We start from the raw sequence: 17,416 nt of genomic DNA, 5'->3' as shown, positions 1-17,416 counted from the left end.
AACGGCTTACTCACCGAAAGGATTACGCAGCACGATGGTCTCGTTGCGATCCGGGCCGGTGGAGATGATGTCGATGGAGGTGCCCACCTGCTCCTCGAGGAAGCTGATGTAGGCGCGGGCGTTGGCCGGCAGTGCCTCGACGCTCTTGATGCCCAGGGTCGACTCGCTCCAGCCCGGCAGGTCCTGGTAGACCGGCTCGATGGCCTCGTAGCCTTCGGAGTCCACCGGGTTGTCGAGCAGCTCGCCGTCCTTGCTGCGATAGCCCACGCAGACGCGGATGTTCTCCAGGCCGTCGAGCACGTCGAGCTTGGTCAGGCAGATGCCGGACACGGAGTTGATCTGCACGGCGTGGCGCAGGGCAACGGCGTCGAACCAGCCGCAGCGGCGCGCGCGGCCGGTGGTGGCACCGAACTCGTGGCCCTTCTCGGCCAGGTGACGGCCGTGCTCGTCGAACAGCTCGGTCGGGAACGGGCCGGAGCCGACGCGGGTGGTGTAGGCCTTGGTGATGCCCAGCACGTAGTCCAGATACAGCGGGCCGACGCCGGAGCCGGTGGCGGTGCCGCCGGCGGTGGTGTTGGAGCTGGTCACGAACGGATAGGTGCCGTGGTCGATGTCCAGCAGCGAGCCCTGGGCGCCCTCGAACAGGATGTTGTCGCCGGCCTTGCGCACGTCGTGCACCAGGCTCACGGTGTCGCAGACCATGGAGCGCAGCTCGTCGGCCATGCGCATGGCGTCGTCGAGCACCTGCTGGAAGTCCACCGGCTCCTCGCCGTGGAACTTGGTCAGCACGAAGTTGTGGTAGTCCAGCACCTCGCCGAGCTTGGAGGCGAAGCGCTCGCGGTGCAGCATGTCGCCCAGGCGCAGGCCGCGGCGGGCGACCTTGTCCTCGTAGGCCGGGCCGATGCCGCGACCGGTGGTGCCGATCTTGGCCACGCCGCGGGCCTTCTCGCGGGCCTGGTCGAGGCGCTCGTGGTACGGCAGGATCAGCGGGCAGGCCGGCGACAGGCGCAGGCGCTCGCGCACCGGCACGCCCTTGGCTTCCAGCTCGCGGATCTCCTCGAGCAGCGCCTCCGGCGACAGCACCACGCCGTTGCCGATCACGCAGGTCTTGTCGTCACGCAGGATGCCGGAAGGGATCAGGTGCAGGACGGTCTTCTCGCCATCGATGACCAGGGTGTGACCGGCGTTGTGACCGCCCTGGAAGCGCACGACGGCGCCGGCGGACTCGGTGAGCAGGTCGACGACCTTGCCCTTGCCTTCGTCACCCCACTGGGTGCCCAGTACGACTACGTTCTTGCCCATTTGCTCGTCTCTCGTTGCTGCGCCGCCAGCGTCGGGCGGTGCCGATATCGTGTCTGCCTGAGATCAGGCCTGATCGCTGGCCGCAGCCAGCGGCGCGACCTGCCAGCCGCCGTCGGCGGGAACCAGGTGCCGCCGGCAGCGGTGTTCCTGCGGACCGGTGCGCTGCCCGGGCAACGCCTGGACGACCCGCTCGCCCTGCTCGCGCAGGGCCGTGATGGCCTCGGCCAGGCCCTCGCCCTCGGCCGGCGCCCAGATGCCGTCATGGGGCGGCTCGCTGGGCACCAGGTTGGCCAGCAGCTTGAGCTCCAGGGAGAAGCCGGTGGCCGGACGGGCGCGACCGAAGGCGCGACCGGTGTCATCGTAGCGGCCGCCCTTGGCCAGCGCCTGACTGTAGCCGGGCACGTGGGCGGCGAACATCATGCCGGTGTGGTACTGGTAGCCGCGCAGTTCGGCCAGGTCGAAGTAGAGCGCCACGTCGGGGTGCTCGGCGACCACGCCGGCGTGCAGGGCACGCAGCTGATCGAGCGCCGCCCCCACCGCCTGGGGCGCCTCGGCAAAGGCCTCGCGGGCCTGCTCCAGCACCTCGGGACCGCCGTGCAGCTCGCCCAGGGCGCACAGCATGGCCGCCATGGCCGGATCGCTGACGCTTTCCTCGACCCGCGCGGCCAGCTCGCCGGGCGACTTGAGCTCGAGGGCCTCGAACACCGCCTTCTCCTGCTCGGCGCTCAGCTCGGCGGCTTCCACCAGGCTACGGTAGATGCCGATGTGGCCCAGCGCCAGGTGGATCTCCCCGGCGCCGGCGACCTGCAGGCTGGTCAGCGCCAGGCGCAGGATTTCGATGTCGGCCTCCAGGCCAGCGTGGCCGAACAGCTCGAGACCGACCTGAACCGGGCTGCGACCGCCCTGATGGGGGTCGGCCTTGGCGCGCAGCACGGTAGTGCAGTAGCACAGCCGCACCGGGCCCTGGCGCTTCAGCGAGTGGGCATCCATGCGCGCCACCTGGGGCGTGACATCAGCGCTGACGCCCATCATCCGACCGGTCATCTGGTCGGTGAGCTTGAAGGTCTGCAGATCGAGTTCGGTGCCGGTGCCGGTGAGCAGGGAGTCGAGGAACTCCACGGGGGGCGGCATCACCTGGTCGTAGCCCCAGCGATGGTAGAGATCGAGCAACGCCCGGCGCAGCTCCTCCATGCGGCTGGCCTGAGGAGGCAGCACCTCGTCCATGCCGTCGGGCAGTAGCCAGCGGTCAGCGATGGTCATGTCGTTCTTCCTGCAAGACGATGATTGGCCTTCGGCAAGCCTGGCGGCAGGGTGAATCACACGCCTGGCGGAGCGCCGGAGGGGAATGCCGGGAGTGGTCGGCCACAAAAAACGGCCACAAAAAAACCGGGCCACGCCCGGTTACAGGAGTCTATCACGTTTGGCGGCAGGAGGAACCCCGCGAAAGCGCCAGGGGCGGCCGAGGCCGCCCCTGTGAGCCCTCACTCACCGCGCTTATTCGCCAGCTTGCGCGTTGGGGCTCTTGAGGTACTGGAAGAAGTCGCTGGACGGGTCCAGCACCAGCATGTTGCCGTCGCCCTCGAAGCTCGAGCGATAGGCATCCAGGCTGCGCCAGAAGGAGAAGAACTCCTCGTCCTTGCCGTAGGCCTCGGAATAGATGGCCGCGGCCTCGGCGTCGCCCTCACCGCGCAGGGTCTCGGAACGCTCGTTGGCCTGGGCCAGCAGCACCTGACGGCGGCGGTCGGCGTTGGCGCGAATGCGCTCGGACTCTTCCTGGCCCTGGGCACGCCACTCGCGGGCCTCGCGCTCGCGCTCGGAGCGCATGCGGTCGTAGACCGCCGAGGAGACGTCCTCGGGCAGGTCGATGCGCTTGACCCGGATATCGAGGATCGCCACGCCGAGCTCGTCGCGCATCAGATCGTTGAGCTCCTCGGTGGGCCCGGTCATCAGCTCGTCGCGCTGCTCGGAGATGATCTGCGAGAGGTTCAAACGGCCGAACTCGTTACGCAGACTCTCGTCGACCCGCGGCTGGATCAGCCGCACGGCCTGCAGTTCGTCGCCGGCGGTGGCCTCGTAGTAGCGGGTGGGGTTGACCACCTGCCACTTGACGTAGGAGTCCACGATCACCGCCTTCTGCTCGAGAGTCAGGTAGCGGCTGGCATCGGTGTCCAGCGTCAGCACCCGGGTGTCGAACTTGCGGATGGTCTGGGTGATCGGGATCTTGAAGTGCAGACCCGGCTGGATGTTCTCCTCGACCACCTCACCGAAGCGCAACTTCACGGCGCGTTCGGTCTCGTCGATCACGTAGAGGCTGTTGCTGGCCAGCCAGGCCACGGCGGCCAGGCCGCCGACGATGAGCAGGGAACGGTTATTGATCATCGTTAACGGCCCTCCCGGCTGATTCCGTTGCTGCGAGCACTGCGGCTGTCACTGCTGCCGTCGGCCTGGCTGGCGCTCAGGCGCTCGAGGAGCTGAGGGTCCATCGACACGCGGTCGTCGCCCTGGCTGCCGGCGGCGCCGGTGCTGCCGCGGCTCAGGCGATCCATCGGCAGCACCATCAGCGGTGCGTCGTCGTTGACGTCGACCATCACCTTGGCGGTGTCGCCGTAGACGTCGGTCAGGGCGTCGAGGTAGAGGCGCTCGCGCATGATCGCCGGCGCATCCTGGTACTGGGTCAGCAGCGCGTTGAAGCGGTTGGCCTGACCGCGGGCCTCGGCCACCACCGATTCGCGATAGCCCTGGCCCTGTTCGACGATGCGCTGGGCCTGGCCCTGGGCGGCCGGGATCACGGCGTTGGCATAGGCCATGGCCTGGTTGATGGTGCGCTGGCGATCCTCGCGGGCCCGGATGACGTCGTCGAAGGCGTCCTGCACCGCGTCGGGCGGCGAGGTGGACTCGACGTTCAGGGTCTGCAGGCGGATGCCGGTGCCGTAGCTGTCCAGGTAGGACTGCAGGCGGCTGGCCACCGCGGTGCCGAGGATCTCACGGCCGGAGGTCAGGATGTCGATCATGTCGGTGCCGCCGACCACGTGGCGCAGCGCACTGTCCAGGGCATTCTCGAGCGAGAGCTCCGGATTGCGCACGTTGAGCACGTAGCCGCGCGGATCGGCGACCTGATACTGGGCCGAGATCTCGACGGAGACGATGTTCTCGTCCTGGGTGAGCATCGACTGGGTCTGGCTGACCGAGCGCACCCGCGTCACGTTGACCATGCGCACGTCATCGATCAGCGGCGGGTTCCACTGCAGGCCGGGGGTGACCACTTCCTGGAACTTGCCGAACCGCAGCACCACGCCGCGCTCGGACTGGTCGACCAGGTAGAAGCCGGACGCGGCCCAGATGGCCAGGGCCACGATCAGCAGCAGGCCGGGCAGCGCGAAGGCGTTGCGCGGCTTGCCGCCGCCACCGCCCTTGCCACCGTTGCCGCCGCGCTTGCCGCGACCGCCCAGCATGCCGTTGAGCTTGTCCTGAAACTTCTTCAGGGCCTCGTCGAGGTCGGGCGGCCCCTGATTGTTGCCGCCACCGCCGCGGTTGCCACCGCCGCCGTTACCGCCGCGGCGCCCTCCCCCGCTCCAGGGGTCGTGCTGGTTGCCGCCGCCACCGGGCTCATTCCAGGCCATACGTCGTCTCCACTCTGCGTTGCGTTCCGCCGCGCGCTGCGGCGCGACGGGCATCGGTTGCGATCCTTGTGGTGCCGACCCTGGTGTGTCGGCACCCGAAGGCGACTCTTTATTACGTGCTCGTGATACCGGGCTCGCTGTTCCGGGCTCGTTCCTGTCTCATCCGCGCCTCGCGGTTCCCCGTTCACTGCTCCCAGAGGGGGCGATCCTGCAGCGCCTCCGGCAGGTAGTCATCGGCGCGCTCGCCGAGCCGTGCCATCAGCTGCAGGAAATCGCGACGCGGCAGGCGGATCTCGAGCTGGGTACGGCCCATCTCGTCGAAGCGTTCCTCGCGCACCGCGCCCAGCTCGTGCAGGCCGGCACGCAGCTTGCCCTGGTGCGGCTCCAGGGTGACGTCGAAGTCGATGATGTCATCGGCCAGGCACTCGGAAAGCGCCTGCTCGAACAGTTCCAGGCCCTTGCCGTCGCGGGCCGACAGCCACACCGTCTCGGGCATGCCGTCGGCGCCGCGCTCGATGCGCGGGGCGCTGTCGAACATGTCGATCTTGTTCATCACCTTGAGCGTCGGCACGTCCAGGGCACCGATCTCGTCCAGCACCTCTTCCACCTGGCTCACGTTGAGATCGCGGTCGGCGTCCGCCGCGTCGATCACGTGCACCAGCAGGCTGGCCTCGGCGGCCTCCTGAAGGGTGGCCTGGAAGGCCTCCACCAGCTTGTGCGGCAGGTGGCGGATGAAGCCCACGGTATCGGCCAGCACCACCGGCCCCACGTCCTCGATCTCCAGGCGCCGCAGCGTCGGGTCGAGGGTAGCGAACAGCTGGTCGGCCGCATAGACCTGCGAGGCGGTCACGGCGTTGAACAGCGTCGACTTGCCGGCGTTGGTATAGCCGACCAGCGAGACGCTGGGGACCTCGGCGCGGGAGCGCGCCCGACGGTTCTGGTCACGCTGGCTGCGCACCTTGTCGAGGCGCTTGTGGATCGCCTTGATACGCCCGCGCAGCAGGCGGCGGTCGGTCTCGAGCTGGGTCTCACCGGGACCGCGCAGGCCGATGCCACCCTTCTGGCGCTCCAGGTGGGTCCAGCCGCGCACCAGGCGCGTCGACATGTACTCGAGCTGGGCCAGCTCGACCTGCAGCTTGCCCTCGTGGGTCCGCGCCCGCTGGGCGAAGATGTCGAGGATCAGGCCGGTACGATCGAGCACGCGACACTTGAGCGACTGCTCGAGGTTACGCTCCTGGGAGGGGCTCAGCGCGTGGTTGAAGATCACCAGCTCGGCCTTGTGGACCTGCAGCGCCTCGCGCAGCTCCTCGACCTTGCCCGAACCGATGAAGGAACGGGGGTCGGGACGGTTGCGTGAACCGGTCAGCAGGGTGGCCGGCTCCGCGCCGGCCGAGCGCACGAGCTCGAGGAACTCGCCTGGATCCTCGCGCTCCTGCTCGTCCTGGAAGTCGACATGGACGAGGACCGCCGTCTCACCGGCGTCGGGACGTTCAAAAAACAATCAATACCTCACGCGTTGCTTTCCGACGGCGCGTCGGGGGCCGGCAGCCGCACGTTGCGCGACGGCACAACGGTGGAGATGGCGTGCTTGTAGACCATCTGACTGACGGTGTTGCGCAGCAGGATCACGAACTGATCGAAGGATTCGATCTGGCCCTGCAGCTTGATGCCGTTGACCAGGAAGATCGAGACCGGAATGCGCTCCTTGCGCAGGATGTTCAGGTACGGATCTTGAAGGGACTGCCCTTTGGACATGTTGCTCTCCCTGAATTGTTTCTGGAGTTGATCATTCTGTGCTCGCCCCGTCCGGGGGCGACACGGGTAACCGATGAGCCCGGTCGTACGGCCGCTCGAAACGACCATCTTACGCTAAGTCCCGAATTCGCGCACCAGTTTCAGGAGCTCGTCGAGCGGCGCGGCGCCCAGACTGTCGACCCAGTGCAGCTCGGGCCAGCGGCGCATCCAGGTCAGCTGCCGCTTGGCCAGCTGCCGGGTGGCGACGATGCCACGGTGACGAAAGGTCGCACGGTCGACCTCGCCCTCAAGGTATTCCCACCCCTGACGATAGCCCACGCTCTTCATCGATGGGAGGTCCGGCGTCAGATCGCCGCGCGCCTTGAGCGTGGCCATCTCGTCGAGGAAGCCGGCCTCGAGCATGGCGTCGAAACGCCCGGCGATGCGGGCGTGCAGCACGGCGCGATCGGCGGGTGCGAGCCCTATCGACAGCGGCCGCCAGGGAAAGGTTTCCGGGCGCTGTTCGTGCCACAGTTCGGTGAGCGATCGACCGCTGACGCGATATACCTCCAGCGCCCGCATCAGCCGCTGAGGGTCGTTGGGATGGATGCGCTCGGCGGCGGCCGGGTCGACCCGCGCCAGCTCCCGGTGAAGGCCGGCCAGGCCCAGGCGTTCGGCATCGCGCTCCAGCTCGGCGCGCACCTCGGCGTCCGCCGACGGCAGGTTGGCCACGCCCTCGACCAGGCGCTTGAAGTACATCATGGTGCCGCCGACCAGCAGCGGCACTCGCCCGGCCGCGGTGATCTCGGCCATCTCGCGCAGCGCGTCCTCGCGGAACTCCGCCGCCGAGTAGGGCTCGGCCGGGTCGCGGATGTCGATCAGCCGATGCGGCGCGCGCGCAAGCTCGTCCGCCGAGGGCTTGGCGCTGCCGATGTCGAGGCCGCGATAGACCATCGCCGAATCGACGCTGACCAGCTCGCAGCCCAGCCGCTCGTGCAGCTCGATGGCCAGGTCGGTCTTGCCCGCGGCGGTGGGGCCCATCAGGAAGATGGCGGGTGGGCGGGTGTCATGCATCGTCGTTTATTGACCTCTCAGGAAGAGGCGATCCAGTTCTTTCATGCTCAGCTCGGTCCAGGTCGGCCGACCGTGGTTGCACTGGCCGCTGCGCTCGGTGATCTCCATGTCGCGCAGCAGGGCGTTCATCTCCTCGACCGTCAGCTGACGGTTGGCCCGCACGCTGCCGTGGCAGGCCATGGTGGCCAGCAGCTCGTTGATATGCGCCTCGAGGCGATCCGAGCGGCCGTAGCGCTCGAGGTCGCCGAGCATGTCGCGGATCAGCGGCTCGACGTCGGCGTCGACCAGCAGGGTCGGCACCTGGCGCACCAGCAGCGTCTCGGGGCCGGCCACGTCGAGCTCCACGCCGAGCCGGGCGAAGGCCTCGTGCTCGGCCTCGGCGGTGGCCACCTGGGCGGCGCTGGCCGCCAGCGAGACCGGCACCAGCAGCGGCTGCGCCTGCAATCCTCCTTCGCCCCCGGCCCCACCGTGCACCTGGGTCTTCATGCGCTCGTAGACGATGCGCTCGTGGGCGGCGTGCATGTCGACGATCACCATCCCGCGCTCGGTCTGGGACAGGATATAGACGCCGTGCAGCTGCGCCACGGCGTAGCCCAGCGGCGGCGCCTTGGTGGCGTCCTCTTCCGGCATCGCCGGCCGCGGCGCGGCCTGGGGCGTCGATTCTGGCGACACCGGACTCTCGACGGGCGCCGCGACCGTGGCGCCGAACGGCGCGCGCGCCTGGCGCTCGGCCAGCGCCACGTCGGCGGCGGACCCGCCGGCGCCCGGGGCGGCGGGCTGGGGCGTCAGCAGGCTCTCCTCGTGCTCGGGATGCAGCGCCCGATAGCCCTCCATGAAGGCACGCACGCGATCCGGCGAGACCTTGCGCTCGCCCTCCTCTGCGCGGCCGTGCAGCGCCATGGGCTGCTGCTGCCAGGCGGGCTGGGGCGCCCCCTCGCGGACCTCGTTGGCCTGGGGCGTCGCCTCGCCCGGCGTGACGACACCGGCCTCGCTCGCCTCGTCCTCTTCCGCTTCACCGCCCGCGCTGGCGCCGGCACGGGCCTCGCCCAGCGCCCGGTGCAGACTGGAGAACAGGAAGTCGTGGACCATGCGCCCGTCGCGGAAGCGCACCTCGTGCTTGGTCGGGTGCACGTTGACGTCGACCACCGTCGGGTCGACCTCGAGATACAGCACGAACACCGGATGGCGACCGTGGAACAGCACGTCACGGTAGGCCTGGCGGATGGCGTGGGCCACCAGCCGGTCGCGCACCACCCGACCGTTGACGAAGAAGTACTGCTGGTCGGCCTGGGCCCGGGAGTGGGTCGGCAGCCCGACCCAGCCCCACAGGCGCAGCCCGCCGGTCTCGAGGTCCAGGTGCAGGGCATTCTCCAGGAAGCCCTTGCCGAGCAGCGCCTGGAGACGCCGCTCGTGGCCCACCAGGTCGCCGCCCGGGCGCAGCTGATGAATGGTCTTCTGGTTATGGCGCAGCACCCAGCCGACGTCGAGCCGCGACAGCGCCTGGCGGCGGAAGGCCTCCTCGACGTGGCCGAATTCGGTCTTCTCGGTGCGCAGGAACTTGCGCCGCGCCGGCGTGTTGAAGAACAGGTCGCGCACCGTCACCGAGGTGCCGCGCGGATGCGGCGACGGCGTGACCCGCGGCTCCATGCGCCGGCCCTCGACCACCACCCGCCAGCCGCCGGTGGGATCGTCCTGGGTATTGGAGACCAGCTCGAGCCGCGACACCGAGCTGATCGAGGCCAGCGCCTCGCCGCGGAAGCCGAGGCTGGCCACGCCCTCGAGGTCCTCGAGGGAGGCGATCTTGCTGGTGGCATGGCGCGACAGCGCCAGCGGCAGGTCGTCCTCGTCGATGCCGCCGCCGTCGTCGCGCACCCGGATCAGCCGGGCGCCGCCGGACTCCAGCTCCACCTCGACGCGGCGCGCGCCGGCGTCGATGGCGTTCTCCACCAGTTCCTTGACCACCGAGGACGGCCGCTCGACCACCTCGCCGGCGGCGATCTGGTTGGCCAGCCGGGGATCGAGGATCCGGATATGTGAGTTATCGCTCATAACGCTCCCGTGCTCCGCTCACGAACGGGGAATCTGCAGCACCTGCCCGACCCGGATCACGTCGCCGTTCAGCTCGTTGGCCTGTCGCAGCTGCGCCACCGGCACGCCGTGGCGGGCGGCGATCTCGGACAGGGTGTCGCCGGGCTGGATACGGTATTCGTTGCCCCCGGTGCCACGCCCCTGGTCGCGCTGCCAGGCCAGCAGGCTGGCCGGCGGCGGGTTGCGCCGGAAATGCGCCCGGATGCCGCCGAACACCGCGTCCATCATCCGGTCCTGATAGCCCGGCTGCTGCAAGCGACGCTCCTCGTCGGGATTGGAGATAAAACCGGTCTCGACCAGCAGCGAGGGAATGTCCGGCGACTTGAGCACCACGAAGCCGGCCTGCTCGACGCGCGGCTTGTGCAGGTCGTTGATCCGCCCCAGCCGGTCGAGCACCTGACCGCCGATGGTCAGCGAGTCGTTCAGGGTCGCGGTCATGGTCAGGTCGAGCAGCACGCCGCGCAGCACCTCGTCCTTGTCGTCCAGCGACAGGTTGCCGTCGACGCCGCCGATCAGGTCGGAGCGATTCTCGGAGGCCGCCAGCCACTGGGCGGTCTCGGAGGTCGCCCCGCTCTGGGACAGCGCGAACACCGAGCTGCCGTGGGGCCGCGGGCTGCGGAAGGCGTCGGCGTGGATCGAGACGAAGAAATCGGCCTTCTGCTCCCGGGCGATGCGAGTGCGCTGACGCAGACCGACGTAGTAGTCGTCGTCGCGAATCATCACCGCCTTGAAGCCCTCGGTGGCGTTGATCTTGCGCGCCAGCCGGCGTCCCATCTCCAGCACCACGTCCTTCTCCCGGGTGCCGCTGGGCCCGATCGCCCCGGGGTCCTCGCCACCGTGCCCCGGGTCCACGGCGATGATGATATCGCGCTTGGGATGCGGCTGGGCCGGCTCCTGCACCGGCGCCGAATCGACGACATCGCGCCCTTGCACCCGAGCCTGTGCCTGGGCGCGGTCGGCGGCGATCTCCTGATCGCGGATCATCGCCTCGATGGGATCGATCGGGTCCTCCACGGCGCTCTCGCCGGGATACTCGAGATCGACCACCAGGCGGTGACCGTACTGTTCGTTGGGCGCCAGCCTGAAGTGGCGCGGCTCGACCTCGCGATTGAGCTCCAGCACCACGCGCAGGTCATCGCCGTCGCGCACGCCGGTGCGCACGTCGCTGATGGCGCTGCCCTCGAGGTCGAGCCGCTCGACGTCGGCGGCCAGGCGGGTGTCCGCAAGGTCGATGACCAGCCGGCGCGGATCGTCGAGGCTGAACACATTGGCCTCGGCCGAGGACGACAGGTCGAACACCAGCCGCGCATGGTCGGGGGCCGCCCACAGGCGCAGGTTGTCGACGCTGGCCGCGAAGGCCGCGGACGGCATCAGCGCCGCCAGCGCCAGCAGGCCGCCGAGCAGACGCCGGGACACGTTGCCCCGACTCATGAGAGGCGGCCGCCTTGCGAACCCATCGCCCCGGGCTGCTCTGCCTCGGGCCGCTCTGCTGCAGACAAAGAGGCATCGGCGGCCAGGCGCTCGAGCACCGCGCGGCCGTGGTCGCTGCCGGCGGCCAGCGTCGCCCGGCGGCCCTCGCCGTCCAGGCTCAGCGCCACCGTCAGGTCCGGCGTCGGCAGCCAGCCCTCGCCGCGGGCCGGCCACTCGATCACGCACAGGGCATCGTCGGCCAGCAGGTCGCGGCCGCCGATGAACTCGAGCTCCTCGGGGTCGCCCAGGCGGTAGAGGTCGAAGTGGTTCACGCGCACCGTCTCGAGCGCGTAGGGCTCGACCAGGGTGTAGGTGGGGCTCTTGACCGCGCCGCGATGCCCGTAGGCGCGCAGGATGCCGCGGGTCAGGGTCGTCTTGCCCGCGCCCAGCTCGCCCTCGAGAAAGAGCAGGCCGTGGCCGTCGAGGGCCCGGCCGAGGGATTCGCCGAAGGCCACCTGGCGGTCTTCGTCATCGAGTCGCAGCTGCATCGTCATTCGCCCATCGTCGGGTTGACCAGAATTCGCGCACAGGATGCCAGATCGCCGGCCAGCAGGCCACGCTGGCCGCCCGCCGCGGCGGCCTCGTCGGCGGCCAGGGCGTGCACCATCACGCCGACCCGGGCGGCGCTCTCGCCGTCGAGCCCCTGGGCCAGCAGCGCGCCGAGGATGCCGGACAGCGCGTCGCCCATGCCGCCGCTGGCCATGCCCGGATTGCCGTAGGGACACACGGCGAGCCCCGAAGGCCCCGCGATCAGGCTGCCGGCGCCCTTGAGCACCACCGTGCCGCCGTAGCGGCGCTGCAGCTCGGCGGCCGCCGCCGGGCGGTCGGCCTCCACCTCGGCCGCACGCGTGCCGAGCAGGCGGCCGGCCTCGCCGGGATGCGGCGTCAGCAGCCAGTCGTCCCGGGTCAGGCCGCCGAAGCGGCCGGCCAGCAGGTTGAGGGCATCGGCATCGACCACCAGCGGCCGGCCAGCATCGAGGGCGGCCTGCAGCATCGCCTGGCCCCAGCTGCCCTGCCCCAGCCCGGGGCCGACGACGAGCACATCGGCCTGACCCGGCAGCTCGCCGAGATCGGCGGCGCCGCGCACGCCATGGACCATCACCTCGGGGCGGCGCACCAGGCTCGCGGTGACGTGCTCCGGCGCGGTGGCCAGGCTGACCTTGCCGGCGCCCAGCCGGGCGGCGTGCTCGGCGGCCAGCAGCGCCGCGCCGCCGAAGCCCGGCGCCCCGCCGAGTACCAGCGCATGGCCGGCATCGCCCTTGTGGGCATCCAGCGGGCGCGGCGGCAGCGCCGCGGCGATGGCATCGCGGTGCAGCAACTCGGCCGCGGGCGCCATATCGGCCGCGGCCGAGGCGGGGGCCCCGAGTGAGCGAAAGCTCACCTCGCCGGTCAGCGCCGGGGCGCGGCCGGTGTGCAGCCCCAGCTTGTCGCCGATGAAGGTGACCGTGCGCGTGGCCTTGACCGCCACGCCGAGCTCGGCGCCGGTATCGGCGTGCACGCCGGAGGGAATGTCGATGGCCAGCACCGGCCGCTCGGCTTCGTTGATCGCGGCGATGGCCGCGCGGAAGTCGCCGCGCACTTCGCCGGCAAGCCCGGTGCCGAGCAGCGCGTCCACCACCACCTCGCCGCCAAGCGTGAGCCCCGGCCGCCATGGCTCGAGCCCCACGCCCGCCGCGGTGGCCATGTCGGCGGCCAGACGGGCATCGCCCGTCAGCGCCTCCACCGGCTTGAGCGCCACACGCTGCACCGTCCAGCCCTCGGCGGCGGCCAGCGCCGCCAGCACGTGGCCGTCGCCGCCGTTGTTGCCGGCGCCACACAGCACGCTGAGCGAGCGGGCCTCCGGCCAGGCCTCGCGCAGCACCTGCCAGGCCGCCGCCGCGGCGCGCTGCATCAGCGCGAAGCCCGCGATGCCGGCGGCGATGGTACGACGGTCCAGCTCGCGGACCTGCTCGGCGCGATACAGCGCCCGGCCGGATGCCTCGGACGATGCCGTCATTCCCTGTCTCCCTTCAAGGCGATGCTTTACCATAGACGTTCCACGAAGTGTGTCCTGTCTCCCGCCGCTCGCCAAGCGTCGCGGCGCCTTTCCGAACGGTGTTTCCTCAATCATGACCCAGCCGTCTCCCGCGGGCGACGCCCCCGATCTCACTCAGCTAGCCGAGCGCATCAAGACCTGGGGCCGCGAACTCGGCTTCCAGCAGGTGGGCATCGCCGACGTCGACCTGGCCGAGGACGAGGCGCGCCTGCAGCGCTGGCTCGACGCCGGCCATCACGGCGAAATGGGCTTCATGGCCAAGCACGGCACCAAGCGCACCCGCCCCGCGGAGCTCGAGCCCGGCACGGTGCGGGTGATCAGCGTGCGCCTGGACTACCTCCCGCCGGAGGTGGAAACCACCAAGATGCTGGCCCGGCCGGAGAAGGCCTACGTCTCCCGCTACGCGGTCGGGCGCGACTACCACAAGCTGATGCGCAAGCGCCTGGCGAGCCTGGCCAAGCAGATCCAGGCCAAGATCGGCCCCTTCGGCTATCGCGCCTTCGTCGATTCCGCCCCGGTGATGGAGCGCGGCCTGGCGCGCAAGGCCGGGCTCGGCTGGTTCGGCAAGAACGCCATGCTGCTGAACCCCAAGGCCGGCTCGCTGTTCTTCCTCGGCGAGCTCTACACCGACCTGCCGCTGCCGGTGGACGCGCCCTTCGAGACGGAGCACTGCGGCAGCTGCAGCGCCTGCCGCACGGCCTGCCCCACCGACGCCATCGTCGAGGACAAGGTGGTCGACGCACGACGCTGCATCTCCTACCACACCATCGAGCTGCACGGCGCCATCCCCGAGGAATTCCGCGCCGCCATGGGCAACCGGGTGTTCGGCTGCGACGACTGCCAGCTGGTGTGCCCCTTCACCCGCTTCACCCGGGCCAGCCGGGAGGCCGACTTCGCGCCGCGCCACGATCTGGATCGCGCCGATCTGGTCACGCTGTTCGCCTGGGGCGAGGAGGAGTTCCTGGACAGGACCGCCGGCAGCCCGATCCGCCGGATCGGCTATGAGCGCTGGCTGCGCAACCTGGCGGTGGGGCTCGGCAATGCGCCCTGGAGCGAGACGGTGGAGGCCGCGCTGCGCGCCCGGCTGGCGTATCCGTCGGACCTGGTCCGCGAACATGTACGCTGGGCGCTGGCGCGGCAGCAAGAGAAGCGGCAGCGGGTGATTGCGGTTGCCGGTGAGGGGTAAGGAGAAGCGCCACGGGGTCAGACCCTTAAGTGCCCTTAGGTGCTCCGCGCCTAAGGGCACTTAAGGGTCTGACCCCTCATTATTCTGGGCCCGGACTACTCCTCCTCGTCGCCGTCCTCGTCCTCGAGGCGCAGGAAGGTCTGGCGATAGTGCGAAAGCTCGGCGATCGATTCCTTGATGTCGTCCATCGCCAGGTGGACGTTGCGCTTGCTGAAGCCGACCAGCGCGCCCGGGTTCCAGCGCTTGGCCAGCTCCTTGACAGTCGAGACGTCCAGGTTGCGATAGTGGAAGAAGGCCAGCAGCTCGGGCATCTCGCGCTCGAGGAAGCGGCGATCCTGGTGGATGCTGTTGCCGCACATCGGCGAGCTGCCCGGCGCCACGTGCGCCTTCAGGAACGCCAGCGTCTCCTGCTCGGCCTTGGCGGTATCGACGGTGCTGGCCTTGACCCGCGAGACCAGCCCCGAGGCGCCGTGGGTCTTCTGGTTCCAGTCGTCCATGCCCTCGAGCAGGGCGTCCGGCTGGTGGACGGCGATCACCGGCCCCTCGGCGACCACGTTGAGCTCGGCGTCGGTGACCAGGGTGGCCACCTCGATGATGCGTTCGCGGTTCGGGTCGAGCCCGGTCATTTCCAGGTCGATCCACACCAGGCGCTGGGTGCGCGGATCCTGGGCATCTTGGTTCGCGGCCATGGGACGTTCCTTGGTCGTGCGGCCGGCGACAGCCGGCCCCGTTGATGAGTACAATGCCGCCATTGTACCGACCTTCGGGCCCTCATGAGCAAACGCAAGTTGACCCGCCAGCAGCGCTGGCGCATCGAGAAGATCCAGGCCGAACGCGCCAAGCGCGCCGAGAAACGCGGCCAGCAGGATGCCGACAAGCTCGACGCCGGCGAATACGGCGCCGAACAGCCCGGACGGGTGATCGCTCACTTCGGCCGCACCCTGGACGTGCGCCCGGAGGGCGACGGCGATCCGGTGCGCTGCCACCTGCGCGCCAACCTGGAAGGGCTGGTCACCGGCGACCGGGTGATCTGGCGCGCCGGCGAGGACGGCAGCGGCGTGGTGGTGGCCCGCGGCGAGCGCGACAGCGTGCTCGAGCGCCCCGATCCCCGGGGCCAGCTCAAGCCGGTGGCCGCCAACATCGACCAGATCCTGATCGTGTTCGCCGTGGAGCCCGAGCCCCACGCCAACCTCATCGACCGCTACCTGGTGGCCGCCGAGGCCACCGGCATCGCGCCGGTGCTGGTGCTCAACAAGGCCGACCTGCTGCCCGAGGACGGCGGCGAGCTCGGCGCGCTGCTGGAACGCTACGCGGCGCTGGGCTATCCGGTGGTGACCACCACCACCGCCCGCGACGGCGGCCTGGACGCCCTCCATCGGCGGCTGGCCGGCCGCACCTCGGTGTTCGTCGGCCAGAGCGGGGTCGGCAAGTCCTCGCTCATCGACCGCCTGCTGCCGGACGAGAAACTGCGCATCGGCGCGCTGTCAGAGGACTCGCGCAAGGGCCGCCACACTACCACCACCGCCCGGCTCTACCGCTTCGCCTCCAGCGAGCAGGACGACGCCGAGGCCGGCGAGCTGATCGACTCCCCCGGCATCCGCGAGTTCGGCCTGATCCACCTGGACGAGGATCAGGTCGCCGAGGGCTTCATCGAGTTCCGCGAGCACATCGGTCGCTGCCGCTTCCGCGACTGCCGCCACCGCAAGGAGCCGGGCTGCGCGCTGCTGGCCGCTGTCGAGAGCGGCGAGATTCACGCCGACCGCTTTGCCAGCTACCGCCGTATCGTCGATAGTCTCGAAGAGAGCTGAGAGCACAACGGCACGCCCGAGCCAGGACGTTAAGGCCAGAAAGATCAAGGAGAGCCCCATGAGTTCAGAAGACAACCTGCTGCCGCTGATCGTCGAGCCCGAGCAGCTCGAAGCGCAGCTGGACGCCCCTTCGCTGCTGATCATCGACGTGCCGCTGAAGGCCGAGAGCCATGAGCAGGGCCACGTGCCCGGCGCCGTCTATCTGGACCCCAAGCGGCTGCTCCGCGGCGAGGGCGACGTGCCCAACGAGGCGCCGGACGCCGAGGCGCTGTCGGCGCTGTTCTCGTCGCTGGGGCTGACCCGGGACACCCACGTGGTGGCCTACGACGACGAGGGCGGCGGCTGGGCCGGCCGGCTACTGTGGACCCTGGAGCTGATCGGCCACACCCGCTACTCCTATCTCAACGGCGGCATTCACGCCTGGCGCGCCGCCGGGCTGCCGACCTCCACCGAGACGACCGCCCCCGCGCCCAGCGACTATCAGGCCGAGATCCTCCATCCCGAGGTGGCGATCGACTGCGTCGAGCTGACCGAGCGCCTGGGCGAGAAGGGCTTCGCGATCTGGGACGCCCGCACCCGCGCCGAATACGACGGCGAAAAGGGCGACAACAAGCGGCTCGGCCACATTCCGGGTGCGGTGAACCTAGACTGGCTCGACGCCATGGACAAGGCGCGCGACCTGCGCATCCGCGACTACGCGGAGCTCATCACCGAGCTCGAGACGCTGGGCCTGACGCCGGACATGGAAGTGATCACTCACTGCCAGACCCACCACCGCAGCGGCCTCACCTGGCTGGTGGGCAAGGCGCTCGGCTTCGAGAAGATGCGCGCCTACCCCGGCTCCTGGAAGGAATGGGGCAACCGCGACGACACGCCGATCGAGAAATAAGCTGGAAGCTGGAAGCTGGAAGCTGGAAGCTGGAAGCTGGAAGCTGGAAGCTGGAAGCTGGAAGCTGGAAAAAAAGCATGAACCCGGCCATCAAGCGGCCAAAGGTTTTCTTCCAGCTTCCAGGCGCGAAGCGCCGCTCTTCCAGCTTCAAGCTAACCGGTCATATCATTGATCTCATCGACATCGCCGAACTCCGATTCACCGCATAAC

16 protein-coding genes are annotated in these 17,416 nt (G+C 69.8%); 4 read left to right on the top strand and 12 right to left on the bottom strand.

Annotation, left to right across the window (positions count from 1 at the left end; genetic code table 11):
• Window positions 1-6: 6 nt before the first annotated feature.
• The 11 genes from UN84_RS03255 to UN84_RS03205 form a co-directional block, all read right to left on the bottom strand.
• Entirely contained in the window at window positions 7-1,302 is a 1,296-nt protein-coding gene (locus UN84_RS03255) for an adenylosuccinate synthase (protein ID WP_035598036.1), read from the bottom strand.
• A gap of 63 nt (window positions 1,303-1,365) precedes the next feature.
• Complete coding sequence (locus tag UN84_RS03250) at window positions 1,366-2,562, bottom strand: ATP phosphoribosyltransferase regulatory subunit (RefSeq protein ID WP_035598038.1); 1,197 nt, start codon at window positions 2,560-2,562, stop codon at window positions 1,366-1,368.
• Window positions 2,563-2,796: 234 nt separating this feature from the next.
• Entirely contained in the window at window positions 2,797-3,681 is an 885-nt protein-coding gene (gene hflC / locus UN84_RS03245) for a protease modulator HflC (RefSeq protein WP_046079145.1), read from the bottom strand.
• A 2-nt stretch (window positions 3,682-3,683) separates the two neighbouring features.
• Window positions 3,684-4,922 carry an FtsH protease activity modulator HflK gene (gene hflK, locus UN84_RS03240; RefSeq protein WP_046079146.1) on the bottom strand — a complete coding sequence of 413 codons (1,239 nt, stop codon included), beginning with the start codon at window positions 4,920-4,922 and terminating at the stop codon, window positions 3,684-3,686.
• Window positions 4,923-5,106: 184 nt separating this feature from the next.
• A complete protein-coding gene (gene hflX, locus UN84_RS03235; RefSeq protein ID WP_035598046.1) occupies window positions 5,107-6,423 on the bottom strand; it encodes a ribosome rescue GTPase HflX in 1,317 nt (438 codons plus the stop codon).
• Between the two features lie 8 nt (window positions 6,424-6,431).
• Window positions 6,432-6,677, bottom strand: a complete 246-nt coding sequence (gene hfq / locus UN84_RS03230; protein ID WP_016855436.1) for an RNA chaperone Hfq — start codon at window positions 6,675-6,677, stop codon at window positions 6,432-6,434.
• A 114-nt stretch (window positions 6,678-6,791) separates the two neighbouring features.
• Window positions 6,792-7,730 (bottom strand): tRNA (adenosine(37)-N6)-dimethylallyltransferase MiaA, encoded by a 939-nt coding sequence (gene miaA, locus UN84_RS03225; RefSeq protein ID WP_046079147.1) that lies wholly within the window; start codon window positions 7,728-7,730, stop codon window positions 6,792-6,794.
• A gap of 6 nt (window positions 7,731-7,736) precedes the next feature.
• A complete protein-coding gene (mutL, locus tag UN84_RS03220) occupies window positions 7,737-9,779 on the bottom strand; it encodes a DNA mismatch repair endonuclease MutL (protein ID WP_046079148.1) in 2,043 nt (680 codons plus the stop codon).
• Between the two features lie 18 nt (window positions 9,780-9,797).
• The gene (locus UN84_RS03215) at window positions 9,798-11,249 is read right to left on the bottom strand and encodes an N-acetylmuramoyl-L-alanine amidase (protein WP_046079149.1); all 1,452 of its coding nucleotides are present in this window, start codon (window positions 11,247-11,249) and stop codon (window positions 9,798-9,800) included.
• Entirely contained in the window at window positions 11,246-11,776 is a 531-nt protein-coding gene (gene tsaE / locus UN84_RS03210) for a tRNA (adenosine(37)-N6)-threonylcarbamoyltransferase complex ATPase subunit type 1 TsaE (protein ID WP_046080379.1), read from the bottom strand. The genes UN84_RS03215 and tsaE overlap by 4 nt, the downstream gene beginning before the upstream one ends.
• Before the next feature lie 2 nt (window positions 11,777-11,778).
• Window positions 11,779-13,284: a bifunctional ADP-dependent NAD(P)H-hydrate dehydratase/NAD(P)H-hydrate epimerase gene (locus tag UN84_RS03205; protein ID WP_046079150.1), complete on the bottom strand. Its 1,506-nt coding sequence runs from the start codon at window positions 13,282-13,284 to the stop codon at window positions 11,779-11,781.
• 112 nt (window positions 13,285-13,396) lie between these two features.
• Here UN84_RS03205 and queG point away from each other — a divergent pair, with 112 nt between their 5' ends.
• Entirely contained in the window at window positions 13,397-14,509 is a 1,113-nt protein-coding gene (queG, locus tag UN84_RS03200; protein WP_046079151.1) for a tRNA epoxyqueuosine(34) reductase QueG, read from the top strand.
• A 95-nt stretch (window positions 14,510-14,604) separates the two neighbouring features.
• Here queG and orn read toward each other — a convergent pair whose 3' ends face one another.
• Complete coding sequence (gene orn, locus UN84_RS03195) at window positions 14,605-15,198, bottom strand: oligoribonuclease (protein ID WP_046079152.1); 594 nt, start codon at window positions 15,196-15,198, stop codon at window positions 14,605-14,607.
• 84 nt (window positions 15,199-15,282) lie between these two features.
• Here orn and rsgA point away from each other — a divergent pair, with 84 nt between their 5' ends.
• From rsgA to UN84_RS17455, 3 genes are all read left to right on the top strand, one after another.
• Window positions 15,283-16,317 (top strand): small ribosomal subunit biogenesis GTPase RsgA, encoded by a 1,035-nt coding sequence (gene rsgA / locus UN84_RS03190; RefSeq protein ID WP_046079153.1) that lies wholly within the window; start codon window positions 15,283-15,285, stop codon window positions 16,315-16,317.
• Between the two features lie 58 nt (window positions 16,318-16,375).
• Complete coding sequence (locus UN84_RS03185; RefSeq protein WP_046079154.1) at window positions 16,376-17,206, top strand: sulfurtransferase; 831 nt, start codon at window positions 16,376-16,378, stop codon at window positions 17,204-17,206.
• Between the two features lie 77 nt (window positions 17,207-17,283).
• Window positions 17,284-17,415 carry a hypothetical protein gene (locus UN84_RS17455; protein ID WP_258393786.1) on the top strand — a complete coding sequence of 44 codons (132 nt, stop codon included), beginning with the start codon at window positions 17,284-17,286 and terminating at the stop codon, window positions 17,413-17,415.
• Window position 17,416 lies beyond the last annotated feature (1 nt).

Source organism: Halomonas sp. HG01 (assembly GCF_000968715.2).
In the GTDB taxonomy this organism is placed as follows: Bacteria; Pseudomonadota; Gammaproteobacteria; order Pseudomonadales; family Halomonadaceae; genus Halomonas; species Halomonas halophila.
This window is presented reverse-complemented; position numbering and strand designations above follow the sequence as displayed.

Bases quoted from the DNA above. Each gene is read 5' to 3' on its own strand.
- tsaE (WP_046080379.1), bottom strand. From the start codon at position 11,776: ATGCAGCTGCGACTCGATGACGAAGACCGCCAGGTGGCCTTCGGCGAA.
- hflC (WP_046079145.1), bottom strand. From the start codon at position 3,681: ATGATCAATAACCGTTCCCTGCTCATCGTCGGCGGCCTGGCCGCCGTG.
- hfq (WP_016855436.1), bottom strand. From the start codon at position 6,677: ATGTCCAAAGGGCAGTCCCTTCAAGATCCGTACCTGAACATCCTGCGC.
- UN84_RS03250 (WP_035598038.1), bottom strand. From the start codon at position 2,562: ATGACCATCGCTGACCGCTGGCTACTGCCCGACGGCATGGACGAGGTG.
- UN84_RS03205 (WP_046079150.1), bottom strand. From the start codon at position 13,284: ATGACGGCATCGTCCGAGGCATCCGGCCGGGCGCTGTATCGCGCCGAG.
- rsgA (WP_046079153.1), top strand. From the start codon at position 15,283: ATGAGCAAACGCAAGTTGACCCGCCAGCAGCGCTGGCGCATCGAGAAG.
- hflK (WP_046079146.1), bottom strand. From the start codon at position 4,922: ATGGCCTGGAATGAGCCCGGTGGCGGCGGCAACCAGCACGACCCCTGG.
- miaA (WP_046079147.1), bottom strand. From the start codon at position 7,730: ATGCATGACACCCGCCCACCCGCCATCTTCCTGATGGGCCCCACCGCC.
- orn (WP_046079152.1), bottom strand. From the start codon at position 15,198: ATGGCCGCGAACCAAGATGCCCAGGATCCGCGCACCCAGCGCCTGGTG.
- UN84_RS03255 (WP_035598036.1), bottom strand. From the start codon at position 1,302: ATGGGCAAGAACGTAGTCGTACTGGGCACCCAGTGGGGTGACGAAGGC.
- UN84_RS03215 (WP_046079149.1), bottom strand. From the start codon at position 11,249: ATGAGTCGGGGCAACGTGTCCCGGCGTCTGCTCGGCGGCCTGCTGGCG.
- UN84_RS03185 (WP_046079154.1), top strand. From the start codon at position 16,376: ATGAGTTCAGAAGACAACCTGCTGCCGCTGATCGTCGAGCCCGAGCAG.
- queG (WP_046079151.1), top strand. From the start codon at position 13,397: ATGACCCAGCCGTCTCCCGCGGGCGACGCCCCCGATCTCACTCAGCTA.
- mutL (WP_046079148.1), bottom strand. From the start codon at position 9,779: ATGAGCGATAACTCACATATCCGGATCCTCGATCCCCGGCTGGCCAAC.
- UN84_RS17455 (WP_258393786.1), top strand. From the start codon at position 17,284: ATGAACCCGGCCATCAAGCGGCCAAAGGTTTTCTTCCAGCTTCCAGGC.